This is a genomic window from Variovorax durovernensis, from assembly GCF_977011995.1.
This window is the reverse complement of sequence record NZ_CDRNCW010000001.1, coordinates 4,279,760-4,303,769: the sequence shown is the minus strand read 5'-3', so window position 1 is coordinate 4,303,769 and position 24,010 is coordinate 4,279,760. Positions and strand designations below refer to the sequence as shown.

Annotated in this window: 22 protein-coding genes; 14 read left to right on the top strand and 8 right to left on the bottom strand. The window is 67.4% G+C overall.

All coding sequences use genetic code 11. The features are described 5' to 3' along the window. The first annotated feature begins 6 nt into the window (after positions 1-6). The 7 genes from ACWV14_RS20485 to ACWV14_RS20455 are packed head-to-tail and all read left to right on the top strand — an operon-like array spanning position 7 to position 7,073. Entirely contained in the window at positions 7-915 is a 909-nt protein-coding gene (locus tag ACWV14_RS20485; RefSeq protein WP_454903383.1) for a carbohydrate ABC transporter permease, read from the top strand. Next, entirely contained in the window at positions 915-1,751 is an 837-nt protein-coding gene (locus ACWV14_RS20480) for a carbohydrate ABC transporter permease (protein ID WP_422087204.1), read from the top strand. The genes ACWV14_RS20485 and ACWV14_RS20480 overlap by 1 nt, the downstream gene beginning before the upstream one ends. A gap of 22 nt (positions 1,752-1,773) precedes the next feature. Next, positions 1,774-2,997 carry an ABC transporter ATP-binding protein gene (locus ACWV14_RS20475; protein WP_454903381.1) on the top strand — a complete coding sequence of 408 codons (1,224 nt, stop codon included), beginning with the start codon at positions 1,774-1,776 and terminating at the stop codon, positions 2,995-2,997. Between the two features lie 11 nt (positions 2,998-3,008). Continuing rightward, positions 3,009-4,256 carry an enolase C-terminal domain-like protein gene (locus ACWV14_RS20470; RefSeq protein ID WP_454903379.1) on the top strand — a complete coding sequence of 416 codons (1,248 nt, stop codon included), beginning with the start codon at positions 3,009-3,011 and terminating at the stop codon, positions 4,254-4,256. A 10-nt stretch (positions 4,257-4,266) separates the two neighbouring features. Further along, positions 4,267-5,034 (top strand): SDR family oxidoreductase, encoded by a 768-nt coding sequence (locus ACWV14_RS20465; RefSeq protein ID WP_454903377.1) that lies wholly within the window; start codon positions 4,267-4,269, stop codon positions 5,032-5,034. A 23-nt stretch (positions 5,035-5,057) separates the two neighbouring features. Continuing rightward, entirely contained in the window at positions 5,058-6,026 is a 969-nt protein-coding gene (locus ACWV14_RS20460) for a tripartite tricarboxylate transporter substrate binding protein (protein ID WP_454903376.1), read from the top strand. Between the two features lie 12 nt (positions 6,027-6,038). Then, positions 6,039-7,073: an L-idonate 5-dehydrogenase gene (locus ACWV14_RS20455; RefSeq protein WP_454903375.1), complete on the top strand. Its 1,035-nt coding sequence runs from the start codon at positions 6,039-6,041 to the stop codon at positions 7,071-7,073. Positions 7,074-7,099: 26 nt separating this feature from the next. Here the strand turns inward: ACWV14_RS20455 and ACWV14_RS20450 are convergent, their stop codons facing one another. Continuing rightward, positions 7,100-8,557 (bottom strand): glycosyltransferase family 2 protein, encoded by a 1,458-nt coding sequence (locus ACWV14_RS20450; RefSeq protein ID WP_454903373.1) that lies wholly within the window; start codon positions 8,555-8,557, stop codon positions 7,100-7,102. Positions 8,558-8,685: 128 nt separating this feature from the next. Here ACWV14_RS20450 and ACWV14_RS20445 point away from each other — a divergent pair, with 128 nt between their 5' ends. Together ACWV14_RS20445 and ACWV14_RS20440 are read left to right on the top strand one after the other, a co-directional pair. Further along, positions 8,686-9,258, top strand: a complete 573-nt coding sequence (locus ACWV14_RS20445; RefSeq protein WP_454903371.1) for a cytochrome b — start codon at positions 8,686-8,688, stop codon at positions 9,256-9,258. An 8-nt stretch (positions 9,259-9,266) separates the two neighbouring features. Then, positions 9,267-10,118, top strand: coding sequence for an alpha/beta fold hydrolase (locus ACWV14_RS20440; protein WP_454903370.1), 852 nt, complete (start codon positions 9,267-9,269; stop codon positions 10,116-10,118). Between the two features lie 23 nt (positions 10,119-10,141). Here ACWV14_RS20440 and ACWV14_RS20435 read toward each other — a convergent pair whose 3' ends face one another. After that, a complete protein-coding gene (locus ACWV14_RS20435; protein WP_454903369.1) occupies positions 10,142-11,077 on the bottom strand; it encodes an aldo/keto reductase in 936 nt (311 codons plus the stop codon). A gap of 153 nt (positions 11,078-11,230) precedes the next feature. On the opposite strand from ACWV14_RS20435, the gene imuA reads away from it, so the two are divergent. The 4 genes from imuA to ACWV14_RS20415 all read left to right on the top strand — a co-directional run bounded on the left by imuA (position 11,231) and on the right by ACWV14_RS20415 (position 17,714). Continuing rightward, a complete protein-coding gene (imuA, locus tag ACWV14_RS20430; RefSeq protein ID WP_454903367.1) occupies positions 11,231-12,037 on the top strand; it encodes a translesion DNA synthesis-associated protein ImuA in 807 nt (268 codons plus the stop codon). Next, the gene (locus tag ACWV14_RS20425; RefSeq protein WP_454903366.1) at positions 12,006-13,358 is read left to right on the top strand and encodes a Y-family DNA polymerase; all 1,353 of its coding nucleotides are present in this window, start codon (positions 12,006-12,008) and stop codon (positions 13,356-13,358) included. The genes imuA and ACWV14_RS20425 overlap by 32 nt, the downstream gene beginning before the upstream one ends. Continuing rightward, complete coding sequence (locus tag ACWV14_RS20420; protein ID WP_454903365.1) at positions 13,351-16,719, top strand: error-prone DNA polymerase; 3,369 nt, start codon at positions 13,351-13,353, stop codon at positions 16,717-16,719. The genes ACWV14_RS20425 and ACWV14_RS20420 overlap by 8 nt, the downstream gene beginning before the upstream one ends. Before the next feature lie 71 nt (positions 16,720-16,790). Further along, positions 16,791-17,714 (top strand): hypothetical protein, encoded by a 924-nt coding sequence (locus ACWV14_RS20415; RefSeq protein ID WP_454903364.1) that lies wholly within the window; start codon positions 16,791-16,793, stop codon positions 17,712-17,714. A gap of 21 nt (positions 17,715-17,735) precedes the next feature. On the opposite strand, the gene ACWV14_RS20410 is transcribed toward ACWV14_RS20415, so the two are convergent. From ACWV14_RS20410 to ACWV14_RS20395, 4 genes are all read right to left on the bottom strand, one after another. Beyond that, positions 17,736-18,752, bottom strand: a complete 1,017-nt coding sequence (locus tag ACWV14_RS20410) for a phosphotransferase (RefSeq protein ID WP_454903363.1) — start codon at positions 18,750-18,752, stop codon at positions 17,736-17,738. Between the two features lie 33 nt (positions 18,753-18,785). Next, positions 18,786-19,304, bottom strand: a complete 519-nt coding sequence (locus tag ACWV14_RS20405; RefSeq protein WP_454903362.1) for a 2'-5' RNA ligase family protein — start codon at positions 19,302-19,304, stop codon at positions 18,786-18,788. A gap of 10 nt (positions 19,305-19,314) precedes the next feature. Then, positions 19,315-19,536, bottom strand: a complete 222-nt coding sequence (locus ACWV14_RS20400; protein WP_422087179.1) for a hypothetical protein — start codon at positions 19,534-19,536, stop codon at positions 19,315-19,317. 78 nt (positions 19,537-19,614) lie between these two features. Next, a complete protein-coding gene (locus ACWV14_RS20395) occupies positions 19,615-20,886 on the bottom strand; it encodes an SGNH/GDSL hydrolase family protein (RefSeq protein WP_454903361.1) in 1,272 nt (423 codons plus the stop codon). Positions 20,887-20,998: 112 nt separating this feature from the next. On the opposite strand from ACWV14_RS20395, the gene ACWV14_RS20390 reads away from it, so the two are divergent. Continuing rightward, positions 20,999-21,907 carry a LysR substrate-binding domain-containing protein gene (locus tag ACWV14_RS20390; protein WP_454903360.1) on the top strand — a complete coding sequence of 303 codons (909 nt, stop codon included), beginning with the start codon at positions 20,999-21,001 and terminating at the stop codon, positions 21,905-21,907. 6 nt (positions 21,908-21,913) lie between these two features. On the opposite strand, the gene ACWV14_RS20385 is transcribed toward ACWV14_RS20390, so the two are convergent. Together ACWV14_RS20385 and ACWV14_RS20380 are read right to left on the bottom strand one after the other, a co-directional pair. Then, a complete protein-coding gene (locus ACWV14_RS20385) occupies positions 21,914-22,333 on the bottom strand; it encodes a hypothetical protein (RefSeq protein ID WP_454903358.1) in 420 nt (139 codons plus the stop codon). A 120-nt stretch (positions 22,334-22,453) separates the two neighbouring features. Further along, positions 22,454-24,001 carry an amidase gene (locus ACWV14_RS20380; RefSeq protein WP_454903356.1) on the bottom strand — a complete coding sequence of 516 codons (1,548 nt, stop codon included), beginning with the start codon at positions 23,999-24,001 and terminating at the stop codon, positions 22,454-22,456. Positions 24,002-24,010 lie beyond the last annotated feature (9 nt).

The window sequence follows — 24,010 nt, the reverse complement described above, 5'->3', positions numbered from 1 at the left end:
CTTGCAATGACTGCCAACAAGCAAGCCGCCTCGGGCGGCGTGGGGTGGGCGCCGTACCTGTTCTGCGCGCCCGTCATGCTGTACCTGCTGGTCTTCCAGGCCTACCCGCTGGTGCAGGAGCTGTACCTGAGCTTCACGCAGACTTCCCTGCTGTCGCCGGGCCAGCACGATTGGGTCGGGTTGCGCAACTACGCGGACCTGTTCGGCCAGGCCGAGTTCAACCAGGTGCTGCTCGTCACCGCGGTCTATACGGTGGCATGCGTGGTGTTTTCGATCGGCATCGGCCTGGGCACGGCGCTGCTGTTGAACATGCCGTTTCGCGGACGCGGCATCGCGCGCTTGCTCATCACCATTCCCTGGGCGGCGCCGCCGGTGGCGGTGGCGTTGATCTTCATCTGGATGTTCAACGGCCAGTACGGCGTGCTGCAGCACGTCTTCAACTTTCTCGGCCTGTCGTCGGGCATGGAAGGGTGGCTGGACAACCCCTCGCGGGCCTTGCCGGCGGTGCTGCTCACCACCGTGTGGCAGATCTTTCCCTTCACCTCGGTGGTGATCCTGTCGGCGCTTCAGGGCGTGTCCAGCGACCTCCGCGAGGCGGCGGTCATCGACGGTGCCGACAGGCTGAGCGTCTTCGGCGCGGTCGTATGGCCGGCCATCCGTCCGACGGTGATGCTGCTGACGCTGTTCATCACGATCTGGTCGCTGCGCCGCTTCGACCTGATCTGGCTCATGACGCAGGGCGGCCCGATCGGCTCGACCAACACCCTGGTGATCGAGCTGTACCGCCGGGCCTTCACGTACCGCGAGCTGGGCGAGGCCGCTGCGGTCGGCATGGTGGGGCTGTCGCTGGCGCTCGTCATCACGGTGGTCTATTTCCGGTTGACGGTGCGCGCCGAGCGCGCGGCGGGGCACTGATGAAAACAACGACGCTCGACTGGCGCCAGGCACTGCTCATGATCGTGATCCTCGGCATGCTGGGCATCACGGCCTTTCCGATCTACTGGATGCTGGTCACCTCGACCACGTCGTCGGCCGACCTCTTCGCGACGCCTCCGCACCTGCTGCCGGGCCTGGCGCAGTGGCACGTGTTCCGCGACGTCTTCGGCAGCACCGACGTCGGCACCTGGCTGGTCAACAGCGCGATCGTCGCGGTCGGCACCACGGTGCTGAGCCTGGCCCTCGCGGTGCTGCCCGCGTATGCACTGTCGCGCTTCAGGTTCGCCGGCATCGCCATCGTGGGGCTCGCGCTCTTCGTCACGCAGATGCTGCCCGAGGCGATGCTGGTGGTGCCGCTGTATGCGATCTTCGGCCAGCTCTCGCTGCTCAACACGCTCACGGGCCTGATCCTGGTGAACACGGCCTTCACGGTGCCGGTGATCACCTGGATCCTGAAAGGCGCCATCGACGGCGTGCCGATGGACATCGAGGAAGCGGCCAGCATCGACGGCTGCTCGCGCCTGGGCACGGTGTTCATCGTCGTGATTCCGCTGATTGCGCCGACGCTGGCGGCCACCGCGGTGATCGCCTTCTTCCACGGCTGGAACGAATACGTGTTCGCGCAGACCCTGGTCAGCGCGCCCGAGCTGCACACCGCCTCGGTGGGCCTGGCCGGCTTCGTCGGCGAACTGAGCACGCCGCTGCACTCGGTGATGGCCATCGGCCTGATGTACACGCTGCCCGCCGTCTTCTTCTATCTCCTCGTGCAGCGCTACGTCGTTGCCGGCATGACCGCCGGCAGCGTCAAGGGCTGACCGGTCACGCAAGGATTGCATCGTGTCATCCATCTCCCTGAAAAACGTCGCCAAGACCTTTGGCGCCAAGACGGTGCTGGGCAACATCAACGTCGAGGTGCCGGCCGGCGAGTTCCTGGTGCTGCTGGGTCCTTCGGGCTGCGGCAAGTCGACCCTGCTGCGCATGCTGGCGGGGCTTGAAACCGTGAGCGACGGCGAGATCCACCTGGGCTCGCGCCGCGTCGACACGCTGCCGCCCAGCGCGCGCGACATGGCGTTCGTGTTCCAGTCGTATGCGCTCTATCCGCACATGACGGTGCGGCGCAACATCACCTTCCCGCTGATCATGCGCAAGTTCCGCTGGTGGTTTCACATTCCGCTGCTGGGGCACTTCGCCAAGCGCCGCATCGAGAGTTCGCCCGAGGTGCGCGAGCTGGTCGATCGCACGGCGAAGATCCTGTCGCTGACCGAGATGATGGACCGCCATCCGCGCACTCTCTCGGGCGGCCAACGCCAGCGCGTGGCGCTGGGCCGCGCGATGGTGCGCCAGCCCGAGGTGTTCCTGATGGACGAGCCGCTTTCGAACCTCGACGCCAAGCTGCGCTCGTCGATGCGTGCGGAAATCATCAAGCTGCATCGCGACCTGGGCGGCACCTTCGTCTACGTGACGCACGACCAGATCGAGGCAATGACGATGGGCACGCGCATCGTGCTGATGCACGCCGGCGAGGCGCAGCAGATCGGCACCCCGCGCGAGATCTACACCAACCCGGCCAACACCTTCGTGGCCCGCTTCATCGGCACGCCGGCCATGAACCTGGTGCACGCCCGCCTGGAGGGTTCGCAGCTGAGCATCGGCGAACTGAAGGTGCCGCTGCCGGCGCATCTGGGCGTTCGGGGCGCCGACAGCGGCGCGAACGTGCTGGTCGGCGTGCGGCCGAACGCGCTCACCATCGGCGCCGATCCGACACAGCCGGGCATCGCAGGCACCGTGGGACTGGTCGAGCACGTGGGGGCCGAATCGATCGTGACCGTTCGCCTGGACACGGCCCGCACCGCGCACGACCGCGACGGCGGCACGGCCGACGAAATCATGGTGACCGAGGCGGGCTACAGCACGCTGAGCGCCGGCAGCAAGGTGCGCATTTCGCTCGACCTGGACCAGGCCGTCCTGTTCGCGGCCGACTCGGGCAAGCGCATCTCGAACGACATTCCGCTGCCTGGCGGCACCGCACACCCGGCCTTGCAACTCCAACCCCAGCACTGACGCATCCGCACATGGCAACACTTATCTCCGACGTGAAGGTCATCCTCACGGCACCCGAGGGCATCAACCTCGTGGTCGTGAAGGTCGAGACCAACCAGCCCGGCCTGTACGGCCTTGGATGCGCGACCTTCGCGTACCGCCACCTTGTCGTGCAATGCCTGGTCGAGCAATACCTCAAGCCACTGCTTGTCGGCCGCGACGTGAGCGCGATCGAGGAGCTGTGGCAGCTAATGCACCAGAACGCCTACTGGCGCAACGGCCCGGCCGAGAACAACGCGATCTCCGGTGTCGACATGGCGCTGTGGGACATCAAGGGAAAGATGGCCGGCATGCCGGTCTACCAGCTGTTCGGCGGCAAGGTGCGAGAAGGCGTGCCCATCTACCGCCACGCCGATGGCCGCGACCTGGCCGAGCTGTGCGACAACATCCAGGGCTACATGGCGCAGGGCATCACCCACATCCGCTGCCAGAGCGGCGGTTATGGCGGCGGTGGGTTCGGCAAGGCTCCCTCGACCGCGCCGCGCGGCGCGCCTGACGGCGTGTACCTGGACAGCCGCAGCTACATGCGTGACACCCTCAAGCTCTTCGAGGGCATCCGCGGCAAGGTGGGTTTCGACGTGGCGCTGTGCCATGACGTGCACGAGCGCCTGAGCCCGATCGAGGCAATCCGGTTCGCCTGCGAGATGGAGCGCTTCGAGCTGTTCTTCCTGGAAGACGCGATTGCGCTGGAGGAGGGAAAGTGGCTGCGCCAGCTGCGCGAGAAGACGCGCATTCCCCTGGCGCAGGGTGAGCTTTTCAACAACCCCTATGAGTGGAAGACGCTCATCGCCGAACAACTCATCGACTTCATCCGCGTGCACCTGAGCCAGATCGGCGGCATCACGCCCGGGCGCAAGCTGCAGCTCTTTGCCGAGCAGTTCGGCGTGAAGACCGCGTGGCACGGGCCCGGCGACATGTCGCCGGTGGCGCACGCGGCCAACATCCACATCGACCTGGCCGCGCGCAATTTCGGCGTGCAGGAATGGTCGGGCGTGCAGCCTCCGAACTTCGTGATCCAGGACCTGAAGGGCCCGCCCGGTGCATTGCTGGACGTGTTCCCCGGCTTGCCTGAATTCAAGGACGGCTACGTCTACGCCAACGACAAGCCGGGCCTGGGCGTGGACATCAATGAAGAAGAGGCGCGCAAGTACCCCTGCGAGAACGTCATCACCACCTGGACGCAGACGCGACTGGTCGACGGCACGCTCCAAACCCCCTGAGGAATCCATCATGTCCACCCAACTCTTCAGCCTGGCGGGCAAGACCGCGCTCGTCACCGGTTCGTCGCGCGGCCTTGGCTTTGCCATTGCCGACGGGCTGGCCGCCGCGGGTGCGCGGCTGGTGCTCAACGGTGTCGACGCGGCACGGCTCGAGACTTCCGCCGCGACATTGCGCGACAAGGGCTACGTCGTCGAGGCTTGCGCGTTCGACGTGTGCGACGAAGCCGCGGTCGTGGCCGCCTTCGAGAAGCTCGATGCGGCGGGCATTGCTGTCGACATCCTGGTCAACAACGCCGGCGTGCAATACCGCAAGCCGATGGTCGAGCTGGCCACGGACGACTGGCGACGCGTGATCGAGACCAATCTCACCAGTGCCTTCGTGGTGGGGCGCGAGGCAGCCAGGCGAATGATTCCGCGCGGCCGCGGCAAGGTGATCAACATCGGCTCTCTCACCAGCGAACTGGCGCGGGCCACGGTGGCGCCGTACACGGTCGCCAAGGGCGGCATCAAGATGCTCACCCGCGCGATGACGGCCGAATGGGCGAGCCACAACATCCAGGCCAACGCCATCGGTCCGGGCTACATGCTCACGGACATGAACCAGGCGCTCATCGACAACCCGAGCTTCGATGCGTGGGTGAAAGGGCGCACGCCGGCGGGCCGATGGGGCAAGCCGGAAGAACTGATCGGCACCGCCGTCTTTCTGGCGTCGGAAGCATCCAACTACGTGAGCGGGCAAATCATCTATGTCGATGGCGGCATGGTGTCCGTGCTCTGACGGTCATTGAAGGAGACATCAACATGAAGCGCTTTCGCCTTGCCTGTGCCGCCGCCGCGACTTTCGCGGGCGTGCTGCTGACCTCGTCTGCCGTGCATGCGGCCGACTACCCCACGCGGCCGATCGAAGTGATCGTGCCTTCGTCCGCCGGCGGCGGCACCGACGTGATGGCCCGGATCTTTGCCGATGCCGCGAAGAAGAACGTGCCTCAGCCGCTGATCGTCGTCAACAAGCCCGGCGCGGGCGGCGGCATCGGCATGACCGAGGCGCAGCGCGCGCCGGCCGACGGCTACAAGATCGGCGTGATCATCTCTGAGCTGGCGATCATTCCGCACCTGAACATGACCAAGGTGACGACCGCCGACTTCATCCCGATCGCGCGACTCAACGGCGACCCCGGCGTGATCGCCGTGCGGGCCGAGTCACCCTACAAGACCATCGACGACCTGCTGGCCGCGGCGCGCAAGCAGGAGGGCGTGGTGTCGATGGGCAATGCCGGCACCGGCACGATCTGGCACCTGGCGGCCGCGGCCGTCGAGCAGAAGGCGCAGGTGCGCTTCAACCACGTGCCGTTCCAGGGCGCGGCGCCCAGCGTAGGCGCGCTGGTCGGCGGGCATGTGGATGCGATCACCGTGAGCCCGGCCGAGATCGGCTCGCACGTGGCCGCGGGCAAGGTGCGCGTGCTGGTCGCAATGGCCGACCAGCGGCTGCCCGCGCCCTACGACAAGGTTCCGACATTCAAGGAGAAGGGCGTCGACCTCGTCGTGGGGACCTGGCGCGGGCTGGGCGTGCCGCTGAACACGCCGCCCGAAGTCGTCAAGTTCCTGCGCGACGCGACCCGCAAGACAGCTGAAGACCCGGTATTCCGGGATGCGCTGCTCAGGGCCAACCTGCAGCCGGCCTACATGGAAGGCGAGCAGTTCCAGGTGTTCATGAACAGCCAGTCCGCCTACTTCAAGTCGCTGCTTGCCAGCGTCGATCTCAAGAAATAACAGGCCATCACCATGGAAGCTCTCGTCATACATGCCCCTGGCGACCTGCGCGTGGAGGAATTCGAAACCGCCGAGCTGGGCGCGGGCCAGTTGCAGGTGCGTGTGCGTTGCGGCGGCATCTGCGGGTCGGACCTGCACTACTACCAGCACGGAGGCTTCGGCGCCATCCGCATCAAGGAGCCGATGGTGCTGGGTCACGAAGTGGCCGGGGTGATCGAGGCGGTCGGCGCGGGCGTGACGGACTTCAAGCCGGGCGAGCGCATCGCGATCAGCCCGAGCCGCCCGTGCGGCCTCTGCAGCTATTGCCAGCAGGGGCTGCAGAACCACTGCCTGGACATGCGCTACTACGGCAGTGCGATGCGCACGCCCCACGTGCAAGGCGCGTTCCGCCAGCAGATCGTGGTCGAGACGCACCAGGCGCACCGGCTGGCCGATTCGCTCAGCGATGCCGAAGGCTCCATGGCCGAGCCTTTCGCGGTGGCGCTGCATGCGGTGCGGCGTGCCGGCTCATTGCTTGGCAAGCGCGTGCTGGTCACGGGCTGCGGCCCGATCGGCGCGCTGGCGATCATTGCGGCGCGGCGCGCCGGCGCGAGCCACATCGTTGCAACCGATGTGGGCGCGCATACCTTGGGCAAGGCGCTCAAGGTCGGCGCGGACGAGATCGTCAACGTTGCGGAAACCCCTGACGGCCTGGCGCGGTTCACAGCCGACAAAGGCAGCTTCGACGTGCTGTTCGAGGCCAGCGGCAATGCCCGCGCGCTGGTCGGTGCATTCGACGCGCTGCGCCCGCGCGGCATCATCGTGCAACTGGGCCTGGGCGGTGACATGAGCTTGCCGATCAACACCATCGTGGCCAAGGAGTTCGATCTGCGCGGCGCGTTCCGCTTTCACGAAGAGTTCGCGATGGCGGTCGAGTTGCTCAACAAGGGCCTGGTCGACGTGAAGCCATTGATTTCCGCAACGCTGTCCTATCGCGATTCCGCGAGGGCGTTCGCGCTGGCGGCGGACCGGTCCCAGTCGATGAAAGTGATCCTGAATTTCGACTGATGCCCTCGGGGCGTGGCGGCGCTTTTCTAGCTGCGCCGAACCCCGTCGGCATCCACCAGCCCGACGCGCGTCTGCCGCCCCCAGGTTCCGCGCCCGGTCAGGAAGCTCCACCATCCCCAGGCCGCACCCGTGTGCCGCAGGATCTGGAAGGTGAAGGGCTCGACCAGCGCCGCCAGGAAGGCCTGCGCCATGTTGGCCTCGCTCTGCTGGCCAATCCAGCGGCGGTACAGGAACACAGACCACAGGTGAAAGACCAGATCGAGCACGATCTTCGCGCCGATCACCCCAGCCACCGGCGCCAGCACGCCGAAGTTGCCGCGCACCAGGTACATCAGCAGCAGGCCGAAGGCGGCCAGCCCGTAGAGCGGCTGCAGCGTGTCGATGGCCTTCACGGGCAGCATTGCGATGCCGAGCCAGCCATAGCGCCGGTCGCCGACCATCGCGCGATACCAGTATTGGGTCTGCAGGAAGCCGCCGAACCAGCGGCGGCGCTGGCGCAGGAAGGCGCCGGTGCTGCTCGGCGCGTCGGTGTGGGCCTGCGCGTCGCCCAGCACGCGCACGGTCCATGGCAGGCCGTGCGCCTGGGCGTGGCGGTGCAGGCGGTGGATGAGTTCGTAGTCTTCGACCAGGCAGTCGGTGTCGAAGCCGCCCACTGCGCGCACCGCATCGGTGCGAAAGCCGGCAAAGGCGCCGGAGATCAGCAGCAGCCCATTGACGCGCATCCACGCATAGCGCGACAGGAAGTTGCGGATGTACTCGTACGTCTGGAACCACTGGAAGCAGCGCCCGGCCAGCGTGCGGCTGCACACCGGCGTGATGACGCCGGTGGCGGCCACGAGGTCGGGTTCGTCGGAAAAAGCCTGGCGGACCGCGCCGATCGCCTTGCTGTCGAGCAGCGTGTCGCCGTCCACCGTGAGCACGGTGTCGGTGTCGATGCACAGGATGGCCGCGTTCAGCGCCACCGCCTTGCCGCCGTGCGGCAGCCGCAGCCAGTAGAGCGCCGGGTGCGTGGCGCTGGCTGCGCTCAGTTCGCCCAGGGCCGGCGCGACAAGGCCGTAGCGCGTGGTGAGAAGCTCGGCGGTGCCGTCGCTCGAACCGTCGTCGGCGATCACGATGCGGTCGGGTATGTCGGTCTGGCCGAGCAGGGCGGCCAGCGTGACGGGCAGCACGGCGCACTCGTTGTGCGAGGCGACGATCACGCCCAGCGTGGTGCGGCGGCCGGTGCCGTCCGGTTGGGAAGGAGGGCGGGGGCGCAGGATCGGCAGCGTCATCCACCCGACGAACAGCAGCAGCACCGTGTCGTAGAGCACATAGGCCACGCCCACCGACCATGCGCCGACGTTGCCGACGCGGAAGGCCATTGCGAAAAGCAGGCCCCACAGCACGAGCACGCCGCCGTGTATCAGCCAGCTTCGCAGCGGGGTGGCGGGGGGAGACAGGCGCGGCGATGCGGCCAGGAACGCGGAATGAAGGGAATTGTTCAAGAGAAGATGCCTGGGCGACGAACGGTCATACGCAAGAACATGGTCAGCGGTTTCGGAAAAGCCCGGATACAACCGGGACAATCGCAAAAGTCACTGACAGACTCGGCCCACGCCTGAAAATTCCCCGCATGCTCCCACAAACCCGCTACACCCGAACCGCGATGGCCTTGCACTGGCTCATCGCCGTGCTCATGGCCGTCAACATCGCGCTGATCCTGCTGGTCGACCACTACCCCGACGACTGGGTGCGCCCGGCGGTCGACACCCACAAGTCGATCGGCATCACGGTGCTGGGGCTGGTCATTCTGCGAATCCTCTGGCGCTTCACGCACAAGCCGCCGGCCATGCCGGGCTCCTATGGCGCGTTCGAACGCTTTGCCGCGCACGCGGCCCACGGCGTGCTGTATTTGCTGATGGTGCTGCTGCCGTTGTCGGGCTGGATGCACGACTCGGCCTGGAAGGACGCCGGCACCCACCCGATGTACCTGTTCGGCCTGTTCGAGTGGCCGCGCATCGGCTGGATCATGGCCATCGAGCCCACTCTCAAGGAAACCTGGCACACCGTTCTGGGCGGCGTGCACGCCTGGGCCGGCTATGTGCTGTACGTGATGTTCGGGCTGCACGTGCTGGGCGCGCTGAAGCACCAGTTCCTGGACGGCGAGCGCGAGCTGCAGCGCATGTGGCCGGGAGCACGCGGATGAGCGGCGGCATGAATGAAGAAGAAGCGCGCGCAGCAATCGCGCGCGTCGATGCGCTCTCTACCCATCACGACCCGGTGCACGGCGGCGTGCGCGTGCGCTGGCGCCGCTTCGGCACCGACACCAGCCGGCCGCCCCTGGTGCTGCTGCACGGCGGCCACGGCAGCTGGATGCACTGGCTGCGCAACGCCGAGGCACTGTCGGCCGGCCGCACGCTGTGGCTGCCCGACATGCCGGGCTTCAACGAATCCGACGCGCCGCCGCGCGTGGCACCCGGCGAAGACTCGCTGCCGCCCTTGCTCGATGCGCTGGGCGGCACGCTCGACCAACTGATCGGCGCGGGCACGCCCATCGACCTGGGCGGCTTTTCCTTCGGCGGGCTGACGGCCGCGCGCTTCGCCGTGCGGCGCGGCGCCATCCGCCGGCTTGCGCTGGTGGGCAGCGGCGGCCACGGCACGCTGCGGCGCATGACGGTGCAGATGATCAACTGGCGCTCCGCCCCCGACCGCGAACACGAGCGCGCCGCGCTGCTGCACAACCTGGCCGCGCTGATGCTGCACGACAAGGCTGCCATCGACGCGCTGGCCTTCGAGATCCACGACATCTCCTGCCACGGCACGCGCTTTCGCAGCAAGGAGGTGTCGCTGTCGGGCGGCCTGCAGCAGGCTATCGACACACTCGGCGTGCCCACGCTGCTGCTGTGGGGCGAGTTCGACGTCACCGCCGATCCGCGCCCGCTGGTGGCGCGGCTGGTAGCCGAAGGCCCGGGGCGCGAGGGCGCGGTGATCGACGGTGCCGGGCACTGGGCACAGTACGAGCGCGCCGACGAGGTCAATGCGCGCTTGCTGCGGTTCCTGGCCTGAATATCGGCGCGCAAGACCGCCGGTCAGCGATCTATCGAAACGGCGTTTTCGCGCCAGAACGCCGCATCGGGAAAGGTGCCGCTGCCGGCCGCCGCGTTGTCCGCCATGTGCTCGGCGCGGCTCGTGCCCGGGATCACGCAGGTCACGGCGGGGTGGCTCAGCACGAACTTCAGCAGCACCTGCGCCCAGCTCGTACAGCCGATCTCGCCGGCCCACGGCGGCAGTGGCTTGTCGCGCAGGCGGCGCAGCAGCCCGCCACCACCGAAGGGCAGGTTGACGATCACCGCCACGCCGCGCTCGGCGGCCAGCGGCAGCAGGCGCTGTTCCGCCTCGCGGGCGTCGAGCGAATAGTTGATCTGCAGGAAGTCGAGCTTCTCCGCCTTCAGCACCGCTTCCACCTCGCCGTAGGCCGAGGCGGTGTAGTGCGTGATGCCGATGTAGCGCACGCGGCCCTTGTCCTTCCAGCCGCGCAGCGTGGCCAGGTGGGTGCGCCAGTCGACGAGGTTGTGCACCTGCATCAGGTCCATGCGCTGCGTGCGCAGCCGTGCGAAAGATTGCTCCATCTGCGCTATGCCGGCCTCGCGGCCCGAGGTCCAGACCTTGGTGGCGAGGAAGGCCTTGTCGCGCCGGCCTGACGCGGCCAGCAGTTCGCCGGTGGTTTCCTCGGAGCGGCCGTACATCGGCGAGCTGTCGATCACCGTGCCGCCGGCCGCAAAGAGCGCATCGAGCACGCCGGGCAATCGCTTGTATTCCTCGGTGCCGGGGCGCTGGTCGAAGCCGATCCAGGTGCCGCAGCCGATGACGGGCAGGGCTTCCCGGGTGGAAGGAATTGGGCGGGTGTTCATGGCGGGCATGGGTGGTCGTTGCGCGAAGGCGGGGAGCACGGCGCCGGCGCACAACGCGGCGCCCAGGCGCAGCAGTTCGGCGCGGGTGAGGGGAAAGTCCTTCGGAGGCGGCATGGCTGGCAGTATCCGGTGGAAGGCGTGGGCGGCACCGAAAGGAGCGCTCCGGACCGCCAGTTTCTTCCTCCTGGCCCCCCGTGACGAAGAAAAACAGCTTTTTTCCCGCAGCCCATGAAATACTGTATAAAAATACAGTTAACAGTCTTTGCCATGGGCCTTCCTTTCCTCGATTCCTTTTCCGCTGCCGCGGGCCGCGGCGTCTGGCATGCCGACGAACTCGGCCTGGCCGACGCCCAGGTCGTCGCGACCGGCCACGCCGCGCTCGACGCGGAGTTGCCGGGTGGCGGATGGCCGGTCGGCGCGATGACGGAATTGCTCCAGGCCGCGCCCGAAGCCCATGTCTGGCGGCTGCTGCTGCCAGCGTTGGCACAGGCGGTGCAGGTGCGCGGCGGGCCGGTGGTGCTGGTCGGCCCGCCCTTGGAGCCCTGTGGGCCGTCGCTTGCGGCGCAGGGGCTGCCGGTGGAAGCGCTGATGTGGGTCCGCAGCGAGGCGCCGGCCGCGCGGCTGTGGGCCTGCGAACAGGCGCTGCGCTGCGCCGACGTGGCGGCCGTGGTGGCGTGGCTGCCGCAGGCGCGGGTGGCCGAACTGCGGCGGCTGCAGCTGGCGGCGGCGCAGCATGAACTGCTGCTGTTCGTGTGCCGGCCCGAGTCGGTCGCGTTGTCGGCATCGCCCGCGCGGCTGCGCATTCGCGCCGACCGCTGCGAGGCCGATGCCTCGCAGATCGCGTTGCACATCCTCAAGCGCCGCGGGCCGCCGCTGGCCGCGCCGGTCATGCTGCCCGCGCGCAACGAGCGCATGGCCGCGCTGCTGGCCGCCGCCCGGGTGCGCCGCAAGCTGCGGCTGCAGCAGCAAGGCACCGTGGAAGCGGGCGAGACGGCAACCTCCGCCAAGGTGGTGCGCATCGACGCGTGGAAAGGAGGCCCAAGTGCACTGGATCGCCTTGCGGTGGCTACTTGACGATGCCGGCACGCCCGATGGCCCGGTCCTGCCCACGCCCGAGGCCCTCGGCTGGTGGGCGCTGCGCTACACGCCCCACGTCGCCTGGCAGGACGAAGCGCTGATGCTCGAGGTCTCGGCCTGCGAACGCCTCTGGGGCGGCCGGCTGCAACTGATGCGCCTGCTGCTGGCCGACAACCCCGCGCCCGACGCGCGCATGCTGGGTACGCAGGGCGCCACCAGTCTGATCGCGCTGGCGCGGCTGCGGCTGTTCGCGCGTGAAGAGAAGCGACCGCAAGACGTGCCCGCCGGCCTGCCGCTCGACACCCTGAGCGCGGCGCGCGCGCACCTCGACCTGCTCGCGCGCCTCGGTTGCCGCACCTGGGGCGACGTGGCTGCGCTGCCGCGCGGCGGCCTCACGCGGCGCTTCGGTGCCGAGTTGCGCGATGCGCTCGACGCCGCCTGGGGCCTGCGCCCCGAAAGCCACGCCTGGCTCACGCTGCCCGACGTGTTCGAGCAGAAGCTCGAACTGCCCGCGCTGGCCGAAACAGCGCCCGAACTCATGTGGTCGGCCAACCGGCTGCTGGCTTCGCTGCAGCTGTGGCTGCGTGCCCGCCAGCGCGGCGCGCGCGCGCTCGAGCTGCAATGGACGCTCGACCTCAAGCGCTTCAACGGCGTGAACCTGCCGCCGCACCAGCAGGTCACCGTGCGCACGGCCGAGCCCACGCAGGACATGGCTCACCTGCGCCGGCTGATGTCCGAAAAACTCGGGCTCACCACGCTCTCGGCGCCCGCGAGCTGGCTGCGGCTGCGTACGCTGGAGACCGATCCGTGGGCCGGCGCCAGCACCAGCTTCCTGCCAGAAGACAACCGCAAGGGCGACAGGCTGCACGAGATGGTCGAGCGCCTCAGCGTGCGGCTCGGCCCGTCGCAGGTGCTGGTGCCCTCGGCACAGGCCGACCACCGGCCGGAGCGCAAGCAGGCGTGGCGGCCCGCGCTGCACAAAGACACGGCCCCGCCCGACAAGTCGCGCAGGCAGGCGCAGGCGGCCGCCTCGCAGCCCGACGCCATCTACCCGCCGTGGCTGCTGCCCGAGCCGCTGCGGCTCGAGATGGACGGCGAGCGCCCGTGCTATCGCGGCACGCTGAACAGGCTGGTAGGGCCGCAGCGCGTCGAGGCGGGCTGGTGGGGCGACAAGGAAGAAGGCGGCCAACCCGCGATGCGCGACTACTACGTCGCGGAAAGCCCCGAAGCCGGGCTGGTGTGGATTTTTCGCGAGCGGCCTGCAGCGCGCTTTTCTTCGGGCGAGGTGCGCTGGTATCTGCAGGGGTTCTATGCCTGAACTGAGCGGCAAGCAGGAAAGCAGGCGCCAGCCCGCCAAGGTGCATGCGCTGCCGGTGCCGCTGCGCAAGCCGCCCGCGTTCACGCTGCCCGATTACGCGGAGTTGCACTGCCTGACCAACTTCAGCTTCCAGCGCGGCGCGTCGACGCCCGAGGAGATGGTGGAGCGGGCCTATCAGCTCGGCTACACGGCGCTGGCGATCACCGATGAGTGCTCGGTGGCGGGCATCGTGCGGGCGCATGTGGGCTTGCGCGACTTGCCCGCGAAGCTCGACGAATATGAGCGCGAAAACCCCGACGAGCCGAAGATCCCGCGCAACCCCGGTTTCCGCCTGCTGTTCGGCAGCGAGTTCCAGTTCGAACGCTTGAGGCTCGTGGTGATCGCCAACGACACCGAAGGCTGGGGCAATCTGTGCGAGTTCATCACCGCCGCGCGCAACACCGAGCTGCCCAAGGGCGAATACCGCGTGAGCTGGGAAGAGAGCGACGTGGCCTCGCTGCAGCATTGCCAGATCCTGTTCGTGCCGAACCGCAACCCCGGCGGCGCAATGGACACGGCCACGCTGCATGAAGACCTGATGACCGCCAAGACGCTGTATGGCGAGAACCTCTGGCTGGCCGTGGAGTTGTTCAACGAACTCGACGACGACCTCTGGCTGGTCACGCTGATGCAAGCGGGGGAGGAGGCCGGCGTGCCGTTGGTGGCGGCCGGCGACGTGCGCATGCATAAGCGCGGATGCAAGCCGCTGCACGACGTGTTGACGGCCGTACGCGAGGGCAAGACGGTGGCCGAATGCGGTTTTGCGCTGCAGTCGAATGCCGAGCGGCACCTGCGATTGCGGGTTCGACTGGCCGAGCTTTATCTGCCGGAGATGCTCGCGAATACGCAGACAGTGGCGCGGCTTTGCAAGTTCGACCCCAAGGTGATCCGCGAAAACTACAAGTACCCGCTCGAGACCGTGGGAAGCAGCGAGACCGCCGCGCAGACGCTGGTGCGAAAGACGTGGGAGGGAGCGCTCAAGAGGTATCCGCTCGAAAGATATGGCTCGGGCATTCCCGAGAACGTCTGCCGGCAGGTGCACAAAGAGCTGAGCCTGATCCTCGAACTCGAATACGAGATGTTCTTCCTCACCGTGGAAGACATCGTGCGCTTCGCCAAGTCGAAGGACATTCTTTGCCAGGGGCGAGGCTCGTCGGCCAATTCCGCGGTCTGCTATTGCCTGGGCATCACCGCGATCAACCCTGAAAAGGGACATCTTCTGTTCGAGCGTTTCCTGAGCCGCGAGCGCCATGAACCACCGGACATCGACGTCGACTTCGAGCATCAGAAGCGTGAACTGGTCATCCAGTACATCTACGAAAAATACGGACGGCATCGCGCAGCCATCGCCGCTGTCGTCATCTGCTACCGCTCGCGCAGCGCATTGCGCGACGTGGGCAAGGCCATCGGCATCGACGAGCGGCTGATCGACGAGTTCGCGAAAGACCATTACTGGTTCGACGACACCGTGCTCGGCGAGCAACTGTGCCAGGCTGCCGCGCGTGCCGGCGTGGAAGAAGACGAACTCAAGCTGACCCAGTGGATCGAGTTCACGCAGAAGCTCAAGGGCTTCCCTCGCCACCTGAGCCAGCACGTGGGCGGCTTCGTGCTCACGCACACCAAGCTCACGCGGCTGGTGCCGGTAGAGAAGGCGTCGATGAAAGACCGCTCCGTCATCCAGTGGGAGAAGGACGACCTCGAAGCGATGGGCATGCTCAAGGTCGACGTGCTGGCGCTCGGCATGCTCAGCGCCATTCGCCGTGGGCTCGAGCACATGAACCGCTGGCGGGGCTCGATGGTGGAGATGCACCAGATACCGAACGACGACAAGAAGGTGTTCGACATGATCTGCGACGCCGACACCATCGGCGTGTTCCAGATCGAGAGCCGGGCGCAGATGTCGATGCTGCCGCGACTGAAGCCGCGCACCTATGAAGACCTGGTGATCGAGGTGGCGATCGTGCGGCCGGGGCCGATACAGGGCGGGATGGTGCATCCGTATCTCAAGCAGCGGGAGCGGGTGCGCAAGGGATTGCCGATTCACTACGAGAAGGAAGAACTGCGCCCCGCGCTCGAACGCACGCTGGGCATCCCGATCTTCCAGGAGCAGGTGATGCAGATTGCAATGATCGCGGCCAAGTTCACTGCAGACGAGGCCGATCAGTTGCGGCGAGCCATGGCGGCATGGAAGCGCAAAGGGGGCCTCGACAAATTCCACGACAAACTAGTGAATGGCATGGTCGATAACAAATACCCCAGGGCGTTCGCCGAAGCCATCTTCAAGCAGGTCATGGGCTTCGGCGACTACGGCTTCCCCGAAAGCCACGCCGCCAGCTTCGCGTTGCTGGTCACGGTGAGCAGCTGGCTCAAGAACTACGAGCCCGCCTGCTTCCTCGCCGCGCTGCTCGATTCTCAGCCGATGGGCTTCTACAGCCCGTCGCAGCTGGTGCAGGACGCGCGGCGGCATGGCGTCGAGGTGCGCCCGGTCGATGTGACGAGAAGCGACTTCGACACCACGCTCGAAGCGCGAGACCCCGATGCACCGCGTCCTTCCGGCATCGACGAACGCTATGCCGACCGCCTTGGCAACGAGAACCAGCCTGCGGTGCGCCTGGGCCTGAACCGCATTGCCAGCCTCAGCGCGGGCGGCGCCGAGCGCCTGCTGCAGGCCCGCGCCGCGGCACCCTTCACCAGCACCGAAGACCTTGCCCTGCGCGCTGAACTCGACGGCAAGGACATGGCCGCTCTGGCCGCGGCCGATGCGCTGATGTCCCTCTCGGGCCACCGTCGCCAGCAGGTGTGGGACGCCACGGCGCAACGCCGGGCGCCGGCCCTGCTGCGAGGCGTGCCCATCAACGAGCAGGCGCTGCTGCTGCCGGCCGCGTCCGAAGGCGAGGAAATAGTCGGCGACTACGCGGCGCTCAGGCTCACGCTGCGCCGCCATCCGCTCGCTCTGCTGCGCCCGCGGCTGGCACGCATGAAGCTCATGAGCGCGGCCGAGTTGCGTTCGGTGCCCAACGGCCAGACCGCGCGCGCCTGCGGCATCGTCAAGGTCCGGCAGCGGCCGCAGACGGCCAACGGCACCATCTTCGTCACGCTGGAGGACGAGACCGGGAACGTCAACGTGATCGTCTGGAGCCATGTCATCGAGGCCTGGCGCGAGCCGCTGCTCAAGTCGCACCTGCTCGCGGTGCAGGGCACGTGGCAGCGCGACGACGAAACCGGCGGCAAGGTGCAGCACCTCGTGGCCACTGGCTTCAAGGACCTGACGCCGCTCATGGGCCGGCTGGCGCAGAGCAACACCAGCCGCGACTTCCATTGACGGATCGATTGATGCAACCGATCGTTCCATGCCTCGCGTTCCGAAAGACTTTTCGCTAACCTGCCAGAGCCATGCCCGAACTCGTCCTTGACCCCGTCATCGCCACGCCCATCGGTCCGCCACCGCCCGCACCCGACGTGCCGGTGCCCATGCCGCCTCCGCCCATGCCACCGCCCGAAGGCGATCCGCCGCCGGTGGTGCCGCCGGTGACCGACCCCGGTTTTCCGCCGCCGGTGGTCGAGCCGCCGCCGATGCAGACCGCCTCCTGCGAAGTGATCGAGGTGCCCTTCGGCAAGCTGCACGCACGGCGCCTGCGCGAGATCTACCGCTCCGCCGGCTGGCCCTGTTGCGACGGCATCGAGGTCGAGCTGCTGGCGGGCGGCTTCCTCGAGCGCGTGCGCAGCATGCATGGCCACGAGACTCTGCGCGTGACCGACGCGGGCATTGCGCGCATCGCGACCACGCTCACCATCAACCGCGCGGCCATGTCGCCGCACGAGGCGCTGGTCGAGCGCGTGGCGCGCGAGATGACGCGCGGCGGCCGCATCGCATGGCGCGGCCTCGGGCTGCGCGCCCGGCTGCCGCCGCTGGAAGACGGCGGCAAGCCGCGCTGGTGCATCGCGCGGCCCGATGTGTTCTCGATCCGCAATACCAGCGTCGAGGCTTATGCACACCCCATCGTGCACGAGGTGAAGGTGAGCCGCGCCGACCTGCTGGGCGACCTGCGCAAGCCCGACAAGCGCGCGGCGTACCTCGACCTGGGCGGCGAGTGCTGGTACGTGCTGGGCAACGACGCGAAGGGCCGCTGCATCGCCAAGCCCGAAGAGGTGCCGGCCGAATGCGGCGTGATGGTGCTCGAAGGCGAGCGGCTCGTGGTGGCGCGTGCGGCCGTGCATCGCAGCTCCGAGCGCATTCCGTTCGGGGTGTGGCTGGCGCTGGCCAAGGCGCAGCCCATTGCCGGCTTCGAAGACGACCCGCAAGACCTGCTGATCTGACGCGTTGCCCCTTCGCCTGATTCAGGTCACGGCGTCGTAGCTCTGGTGAGCGATGGCGACGACGCCGTTCGGCAGGAACAGGCTCTGCATCCGGCGCAAGCCTTCTTCGCGCTCTTCAGCGCCGGCCTTGGCGCTGTCGAGTACCCGGTCGCAGATTTCGAGCACGTTGTTGGTGATGCGCTCGTAGCGGTAGTAGGCCAGCGCGACTGTGTCGATCTCCGACGGGCCGTAGCTCTCGTAGAAAAGCGCTTGCTGCCGAGGCTGGTTCCACGCGTTGCCGACGCCGCCCCCGATGAACATCAGGTCGCGCTCCTTGGGCGCGAGTATCGGCGCGTGCCAGCCGGCGATGGACAGCCGGTCGCCGTCGCCCACGAGAACGTTGCCCGCGTGGATGTCCGAGTGGCACGGCACGAGCCGCGGCGGACGTTCGAGCAGGATGGAAGCCAGTTGCTCGCTACGGTAGACGACGGTGTCGATCTCTTCGGCGTGTTCTTCCCAGAAGGCGAGAAAGCGCTGGACGATGCCGTCGCCAGCGGTGCCGTTGATGAAGCGGCGCTGATAGCGGCGCACGCCTTCGCGCCATTGGTGCGCGTAGCTTTCCTTGGGGAGCTTGGCGAGCAGGGCTTCGGGGAGTTCGGTGCGGTGGATGGCGCCGAGTGCCTGGCCGAGTGCGATCCACAGCCGGTCCGACAGGGCGCTATCGAAGCCGTTCTGTCCGTCGAAGAAGGGGTGGAGCGTCCAGTTGAAGCCGTGGCTTTGAGTGCTCAGCGCGCCGTCTGCGGTGGGTATGGGGGCCATCACGGCTTCGATGCCCTTGTCGTGATGGAGAAAGGCGGGGAGGGCGAGGGTCGATGGATTGAGTTCGCCCTGCTGCAGCTTCAGGAAATATCGCGTCTCCTCATCCGCAATGACGCGAAAGGCGGCGGATGTGGTGCCTGCTCCCGCGGACAGGAGTTCGGACCGGGCAACGCGGAGCCGATAGGCCTGCGTGAGGTGCTGGGCGATGGTCTCGTGCGAGATGTCTGAGGGTGTCGGCATCCGGCCACTGTAGTGCCTTGCGAATGCCTCGTCTCAATGCAGAGGATATGAGTCCAGCAGCTCGTGGCGGAACGGGCGGGTGAAGTGCGAGCGGACCAGGCGGAATTCACGGGCGGTCCAGTGGATGGGCTCAAGGGGCATGGGGCCGGCGGCATGCTCTGAATTGCGTGCGATCGTGATGTGCGGCGTCCACCGGCCTGAGAGCAACAAGGAAAAGCCCGAGCGCCGCAGCGCAAGGCTGATGTCGTATTGGAGGCGCCGCAATCCCTCGTGCGTGGAGGGCTGCACCACCGAGACGTCATTGGGCCATGTGCATGAGCTGTCGAGCTTGATGTTCAGCGGCCGCGTGGGCACTTCGGCGAGCGCGGCACGCAGTCGCCGCTCGGCTTTGCCCTGCTGATCGTCGAGGGACTGAAGCGTAAGGTGCAGGCGCTCTTTCGGCGGAAACGAGCAATCTCTTGGCCACCACCAATCCTGGCGGTGTGCCTGGATTTCAGCTTGCACGTCCGCGGTGGGGAAAAGTCCGATGAGAAGCCTTTTGCTTTCGGTCATGGTCGCTCCTTCAGGAAACCGACGGCCACCAACTCTCTGCCGTCGTGCGGATGACGCGCGACGCCTGAACGCGAACGTCGTCCTTGTCATGGCTTTCGCCGTAGCCTTGCTCTCGGGCCACCTTGAAGGGCCAGGTCGAGATCCGGCCCTTGCGGGAACGGGGCTGCAACGCATGCAGCCTCGAGAAGAAAAGGGCCTGCGCGGAGGGCGCTGGCGGGTTGGCGGTGGTCATCGGCGTCGCCTCGATGTTGTTCTTGGAGACGACGAATTCTAGAGAAATACTGTATGTATGTACAGTATATTTGCGAGCTTACGGCGCCGTGCCCAGCAGGGCTTCCAGGTCGACGGCGGCTGCCATCGCCTTGTAGCCGGCATCGCCCGGATGCAGGTGGTCACCCGAGTCCATGGCCGCCTTCAGGCGCGACGGACGGGCCGGGTCGCGCAGCAGTGCGTCGAAGTCGACCACCGCGTCGAATGCGCCGCTCTCACGGATCCAGCGGTTCACGGCCTGGCGCACCTTGTCTTTTTCGGGGGAGTAGTGGCCTTCGAGTGGTGTGCCTTGCAACGCGCCTTCGTTCGGAGTGATGGTTCCCGCCACGATGCGCACGTTGTGGGCATGGGCCATCTCGATCAGTTGCCTGAAGCCCTGGATCAACTCTTCCGCGCGCATCGCGGGCTCGTCGGGCGCGAACGGTCCGCCGGGCCAGCCGATGTCGTTGGTGCCCAGCAGCACGACCATGGCCCGCACGCCTGGCTGCGCGAACACGTCGCGGCCCGCGCGCTCCAAGCCGGCGCGGCCCATGCCGTCCTTCAGCAGCCGGCCGCCGGAGATGCCGGCGTTCAGCACGGCGATGTCGCGGTTTGCGAGCCGCTCGGCCAATGCATCGGGCCATCGGGTGTTGGCACCGGGCGTGGCGCCGTTGCCGTCGGTCAGCGAATCGCCGAAGGTGACGACGGTGACCGGGGCCTTGGGCGCTTCCACGATCAGCCCGCTGACGTAGACGCGGGTGCTCCACTGGCTCGCGGTGGCCGGCATGCGCGGGATGCCGGTCAGGTCGCCTTCCGCCACATAGGCGACCTGGCGGGCGTCGAAATGAAAGCCCGCGGGCTGGCTGGGGCGCGGCAGGTAGAGCGACACCGCAACCTCGCCGAGCGCGGGCAATGCGATGTCGACCGGATCGCTGACGAGCCGGACGCCGGGCGGCACGGTCACTTCGGCCTGTCCGCCGAAGCGCAGTTGCCGGTCGCTGCCTTCGACGATCTCGGAGCCCTCCGCATGGCGTGCCACACGAGCCGCGCCGATGTGCAGTGGCGACGTGCCGCCTTCGTTGCTGATCACCACGCGCAGCCGCGTGCCGCCGATGCTCAGGCGCGCCACCTGGCGCACGGTCTGCCGGTTGAACTGGAAGGGCAGGCCCGAGGGCAGCACGAAGTCGCCGCTCCAGATGGGCTGCGTGCTGGCGATCCAGCTGGGGCTCCAATAGGTCGTTGCGGGTCCGGCCGCAGACGCGGCGGCTGCGCTGGCCAGTGAAAGCGCCAGGGCGCCGTGACGAATGAACGAGGTGAGTGAAGAGGCTGTCATGTGCATGTCCTTGGATGAAAAGCGAATCGGTGGCCGACTTTCATTCATGCAGATACGGAAGGGTAGAAGGCAGAATAGCATCCAGGTCATTCCAAATTCGAATACATCTGCCATGGATACCTTGCGCGCCATCGAAGCCTTTGTGCACAGCGTCGAGCTGGGCAGCCTGTCGGGCGCCGCGCGTGCGCTCGATACCACACAGCCCACCGTCAGCAAGCTCGTCGCGGGGCTCGAGCGTTCGCTGGGCGTGCGGCTGTTGCGGCGCACCGCCGCGGGCCTGAGCCTGACGGAGGAAGGCCAGCGCTTTCACGAGCGCTCGCGGCGCGTTCTGGAAGACTACGGCGACGCGGTGGCCGATGCGCGCGAAGGCATCCAGCAGCCGCGCGGCCTGCTGCGCGTGAGCGCGCCGGTGACGCTGGGCCAGCGGCATCTCAATGCGATGGTGCTGGAGTTCCTGGCGCTCTACCCCGACATCGAGCTGGAGCTGGTACTGGACGACCGATTCGTCGATCCGCTGGAGGAGCGCATCGACGTGTCGCTGCGGGTCGGCGGCACGCTGCCGCCCGATCTCGTTGCCCGGCACCTGGGCATATGGCCGCGCGTGCTGGTTGCGTCGCCCGAGTACATCGCCGCGCGCGGCAAACCGCGCAAGCCGCAGGATCTGCTGACTCACGACTACCTGCGCTACGCTGGCGGAGACGATGGCGTGCTGTTGCAGGGGCCGAACGGGCAGGAGACGGTGCCGGTGCGCAGCCGCTATCGCGTCAACAACGCCGTGGCGCTGCTCGACAGCGTGCTCGGCGGCGCGGGCATTTCATTGCAGCCGACGTGGATGGTGGCGGACCTGCTGGCGCAAGGCCGTCTGGTGCGGGTGCTCGGCCGGCACACAGGGCCTGCGCAGGAGCTTCACCTGCTGTATGCGCCGCGCCGCCATCTGCCGCTGCGTGTGCGCGTGGCGGTGGACTTCCTGGCCGAGCGGGTGTCGCGCTTGCCAGGAGCCGTGTCGCCGCGGCGAGGCTGAACGCCGTCAGTCGATGCGGATTTCGAAGTACGCCTCGTCGGTTTCGCCCAGATCGCGAAAGCCGGCGGTTCGCGCGGCGTCGTAGGCCTTTGCCCAGCGCTTGGCCATTGCGATTTCTGCCTTCGAGAGCTCGCTCTCGCTCGACTCGCTGGCATTCTGGAAGGCTCGCAGCGCGGGGATGACATCGTCGCCCAGTTGCCGATCGATTTCGCGCCGGAAGCGCTGTTCGGCCACTCTCGCGGCGTCGGCCGATGGCAGTGCGTAGTCCGCCAGCCGCACGGTGTAGGCGTCTGGTGGCGAGGCATCGGCTTGGGCCGCTGCTTCGACCTCCACGAAGTGGAGCGGGGCATCGAATTCGGGCAACGATGCGACAGGCATGGGTGCCGGCGCGGTTGCGCGGGGGAAGAACAGTTCAGCTTGGTTCATCGTCCTGGTGTGCTTGGGGCAATTGACCGGGATTGGGAATTTCAGAACTCCCGTGAAGTACTGTTTGAATATACAGTATTTTGATGTGCAAGCAAACAACCCAGCGCCCGCCGGTGAGGCTCAGACAGCCGAGATCGCGGCGCTTTCCATGAGGCCGCGATCGAAGATGGGCGGTGTCCTGACGATCGATGTCAGCGCAGGCTCCGCCGCTCTCAGCGCGGCCAGGTCGGGACGTGGCCTGCGCAGCTGCGCATCGCGAGAGAACGCCGCCTCCATGGCATGCGCCGCACCCAGCACCTGGTGGTCCATCCTGAATCCGCCCACGACCTGCAGTCCGAAGGGCATGCCTGCGTGGTCGACGCCGCAAGGCAGCGAAATCGCCGGGTGCGTCGTGAGCGTGACCACGTAGGTCAGCGCCAGCCAGCGGTAGTAGTTGGCCTGCGTCTCGCCGTTGATGGTGTCGGCATACGGCTGCGTCCAGGGGAAGGGCGAGACCGGGGTGGTCGGCGACAGCACGAGGTCGTAGTCGGCGAATGTCGCCTGGAAGCGCTTGAGAAGGCGGGTCTGCTCGGCCTGTGCCCAGGCACTGTCGAGCAGGCTCATCCGCGCGCCCATCTCGTAGTTCGCGCGCGAGTGGGGCCCCAGGCTGTTTGGGTCGCGCTCGTAGGCTGCCTGCATGCCCGCCACGAAGGCCTCGGCGCGCAGCACGTCGAAGCAGCGATGCGCTTCGCCCATGTCGAACTCGACCTTGTCGCAGCGCCGGAACAGGTGCCGCATGGCCTCGATCTTCCGGCGGAAAGTGGCGCGGATGCCGTCGTCCACCGCGCAGGTGCCGAAGTCTTCGGTCCATGCCACGCGCAGATTGGCCAGGTCGACCGGAGCCGGCTTGAGAAAGGACAACGGGTCCAGCGGATGGCTGAGCGGGTCGCCCGCGTGCATGCCGGCGGATGCGGCCAGCTGAAGGCAGGCGTCTTCCACGGTGCGGCCCATGGGACCGACGACCGAAATCGGGGTCCAGCCCAGCGGCTTGCGCACGCTCGGCACGATGCCCGGCGAAGGCCGGAAGCCCACCACGCCGCACTTGGCCGCAGGAATGCGCAGCGAGCCGCCGGTGTCGGAGCCGGTGCACACGGGCAGCATGTCACAGGCCAGCGCCGCCGCCGAGCCGCCCGAAGAGCCGCCCGCATTCAGGTTCGGGTCGAAGGGGTTGCCGGTGGCGCCCCACACTTCGTTGCGCGAGTTGGCGCCTGCGCCCATCTCGGGCACGTTGGTCTTGCCCGTCACGATGGCACCCGCTCGGCGCAGGCGAGCCACCAGTTCGATGTCTTCCGTCGGCACGTGGTCGCGGTAGATGGCGGAACCCCAGGTCGTGAGCAGGCCCTGCGTGGGCTCGAGGTCTTTCACGCCCAGCGGCAGTCCGTGCAGCAGTCCGAGCGGGTCGCCGCGCACGACCGCGCTTTCCGCGTCCCTGGCTTCGGCGCGTGCGCGCTCGAAGCAGGTGGCGGTCACTGCGTTGACAAAGGGGTTCACGCGTTCGATTCGCGCGATGCACGCTTCCAGCAGTTCGACCGGCGAGATCTCCTTGCTGCCGATGAGGCGGCGCAATTCGACGGCGGATTGCTCGACGAGTTCGGCGGCGGGTGGCGATGTGTTCGGTGTTGCGTTCATCAGTGGCTC

Coding starts and splice junctions, on each gene's coding strand:
- ACWV14_RS20485 (WP_454903383.1), top strand. CDS start 7: ATGACTGCCAACAAGCAAGCCGCCTCGGGCGGCGTGGGGTGGGCGCCG.
- ACWV14_RS20480 (WP_422087204.1), top strand. CDS start 915: ATGAAAACAACGACGCTCGACTGGCGCCAGGCACTGCTCATGATCGTG.
- ACWV14_RS20470 (WP_454903379.1), top strand. CDS start 3,009: ATGGCAACACTTATCTCCGACGTGAAGGTCATCCTCACGGCACCCGAG.
- ACWV14_RS20465 (WP_454903377.1), top strand. CDS start 4,267: ATGTCCACCCAACTCTTCAGCCTGGCGGGCAAGACCGCGCTCGTCACC.
- ACWV14_RS20460 (WP_454903376.1), top strand. CDS start 5,058: ATGAAGCGCTTTCGCCTTGCCTGTGCCGCCGCCGCGACTTTCGCGGGC.
- ACWV14_RS20455 (WP_454903375.1), top strand. CDS start 6,039: ATGGAAGCTCTCGTCATACATGCCCCTGGCGACCTGCGCGTGGAGGAA.
- ACWV14_RS20445 (WP_454903371.1), top strand. CDS start 8,686: ATGCTCCCACAAACCCGCTACACCCGAACCGCGATGGCCTTGCACTGG.
- ACWV14_RS20440 (WP_454903370.1), top strand. CDS start 9,267: ATGAATGAAGAAGAAGCGCGCGCAGCAATCGCGCGCGTCGATGCGCTC.
- ACWV14_RS20435 (WP_454903369.1), bottom strand. CDS start 11,077: ATGCCGCCTCCGAAGGACTTTCCCCTCACCCGCGCCGAACTGCTGCGC.
- imuA (WP_454903367.1), top strand. CDS start 11,231: ATGGGCCTTCCTTTCCTCGATTCCTTTTCCGCTGCCGCGGGCCGCGGC.
- ACWV14_RS20420 (WP_454903365.1), top strand. CDS start 13,351: ATGCCTGAACTGAGCGGCAAGCAGGAAAGCAGGCGCCAGCCCGCCAAG.
- ACWV14_RS20415 (WP_454903364.1), top strand. CDS start 16,791: ATGCCCGAACTCGTCCTTGACCCCGTCATCGCCACGCCCATCGGTCCG.
- ACWV14_RS20410 (WP_454903363.1), bottom strand. CDS start 18,752: ATGCCGACACCCTCAGACATCTCGCACGAGACCATCGCCCAGCACCTC.
- ACWV14_RS20405 (WP_454903362.1), bottom strand. CDS start 19,304: ATGACCGAAAGCAAAAGGCTTCTCATCGGACTTTTCCCCACCGCGGAC.
- ACWV14_RS20400 (WP_422087179.1), bottom strand. CDS start 19,536: ATGACCACCGCCAACCCGCCAGCGCCCTCCGCGCAGGCCCTTTTCTTC.
- ACWV14_RS20395 (WP_454903361.1), bottom strand. CDS start 20,886: ATGACAGCCTCTTCACTCACCTCGTTCATTCGTCACGGCGCCCTGGCG.
- ACWV14_RS20390 (WP_454903360.1), top strand. CDS start 20,999: ATGGATACCTTGCGCGCCATCGAAGCCTTTGTGCACAGCGTCGAGCTG.
- ACWV14_RS20385 (WP_454903358.1), bottom strand. CDS start 22,333: ATGAACCAAGCTGAACTGTTCTTCCCCCGCGCAACCGCGCCGGCACCC.
- ACWV14_RS20380 (WP_454903356.1), bottom strand. CDS start 24,001: ATGAACGCAACACCGAACACATCGCCACCCGCCGCCGAACTCGTCGAG.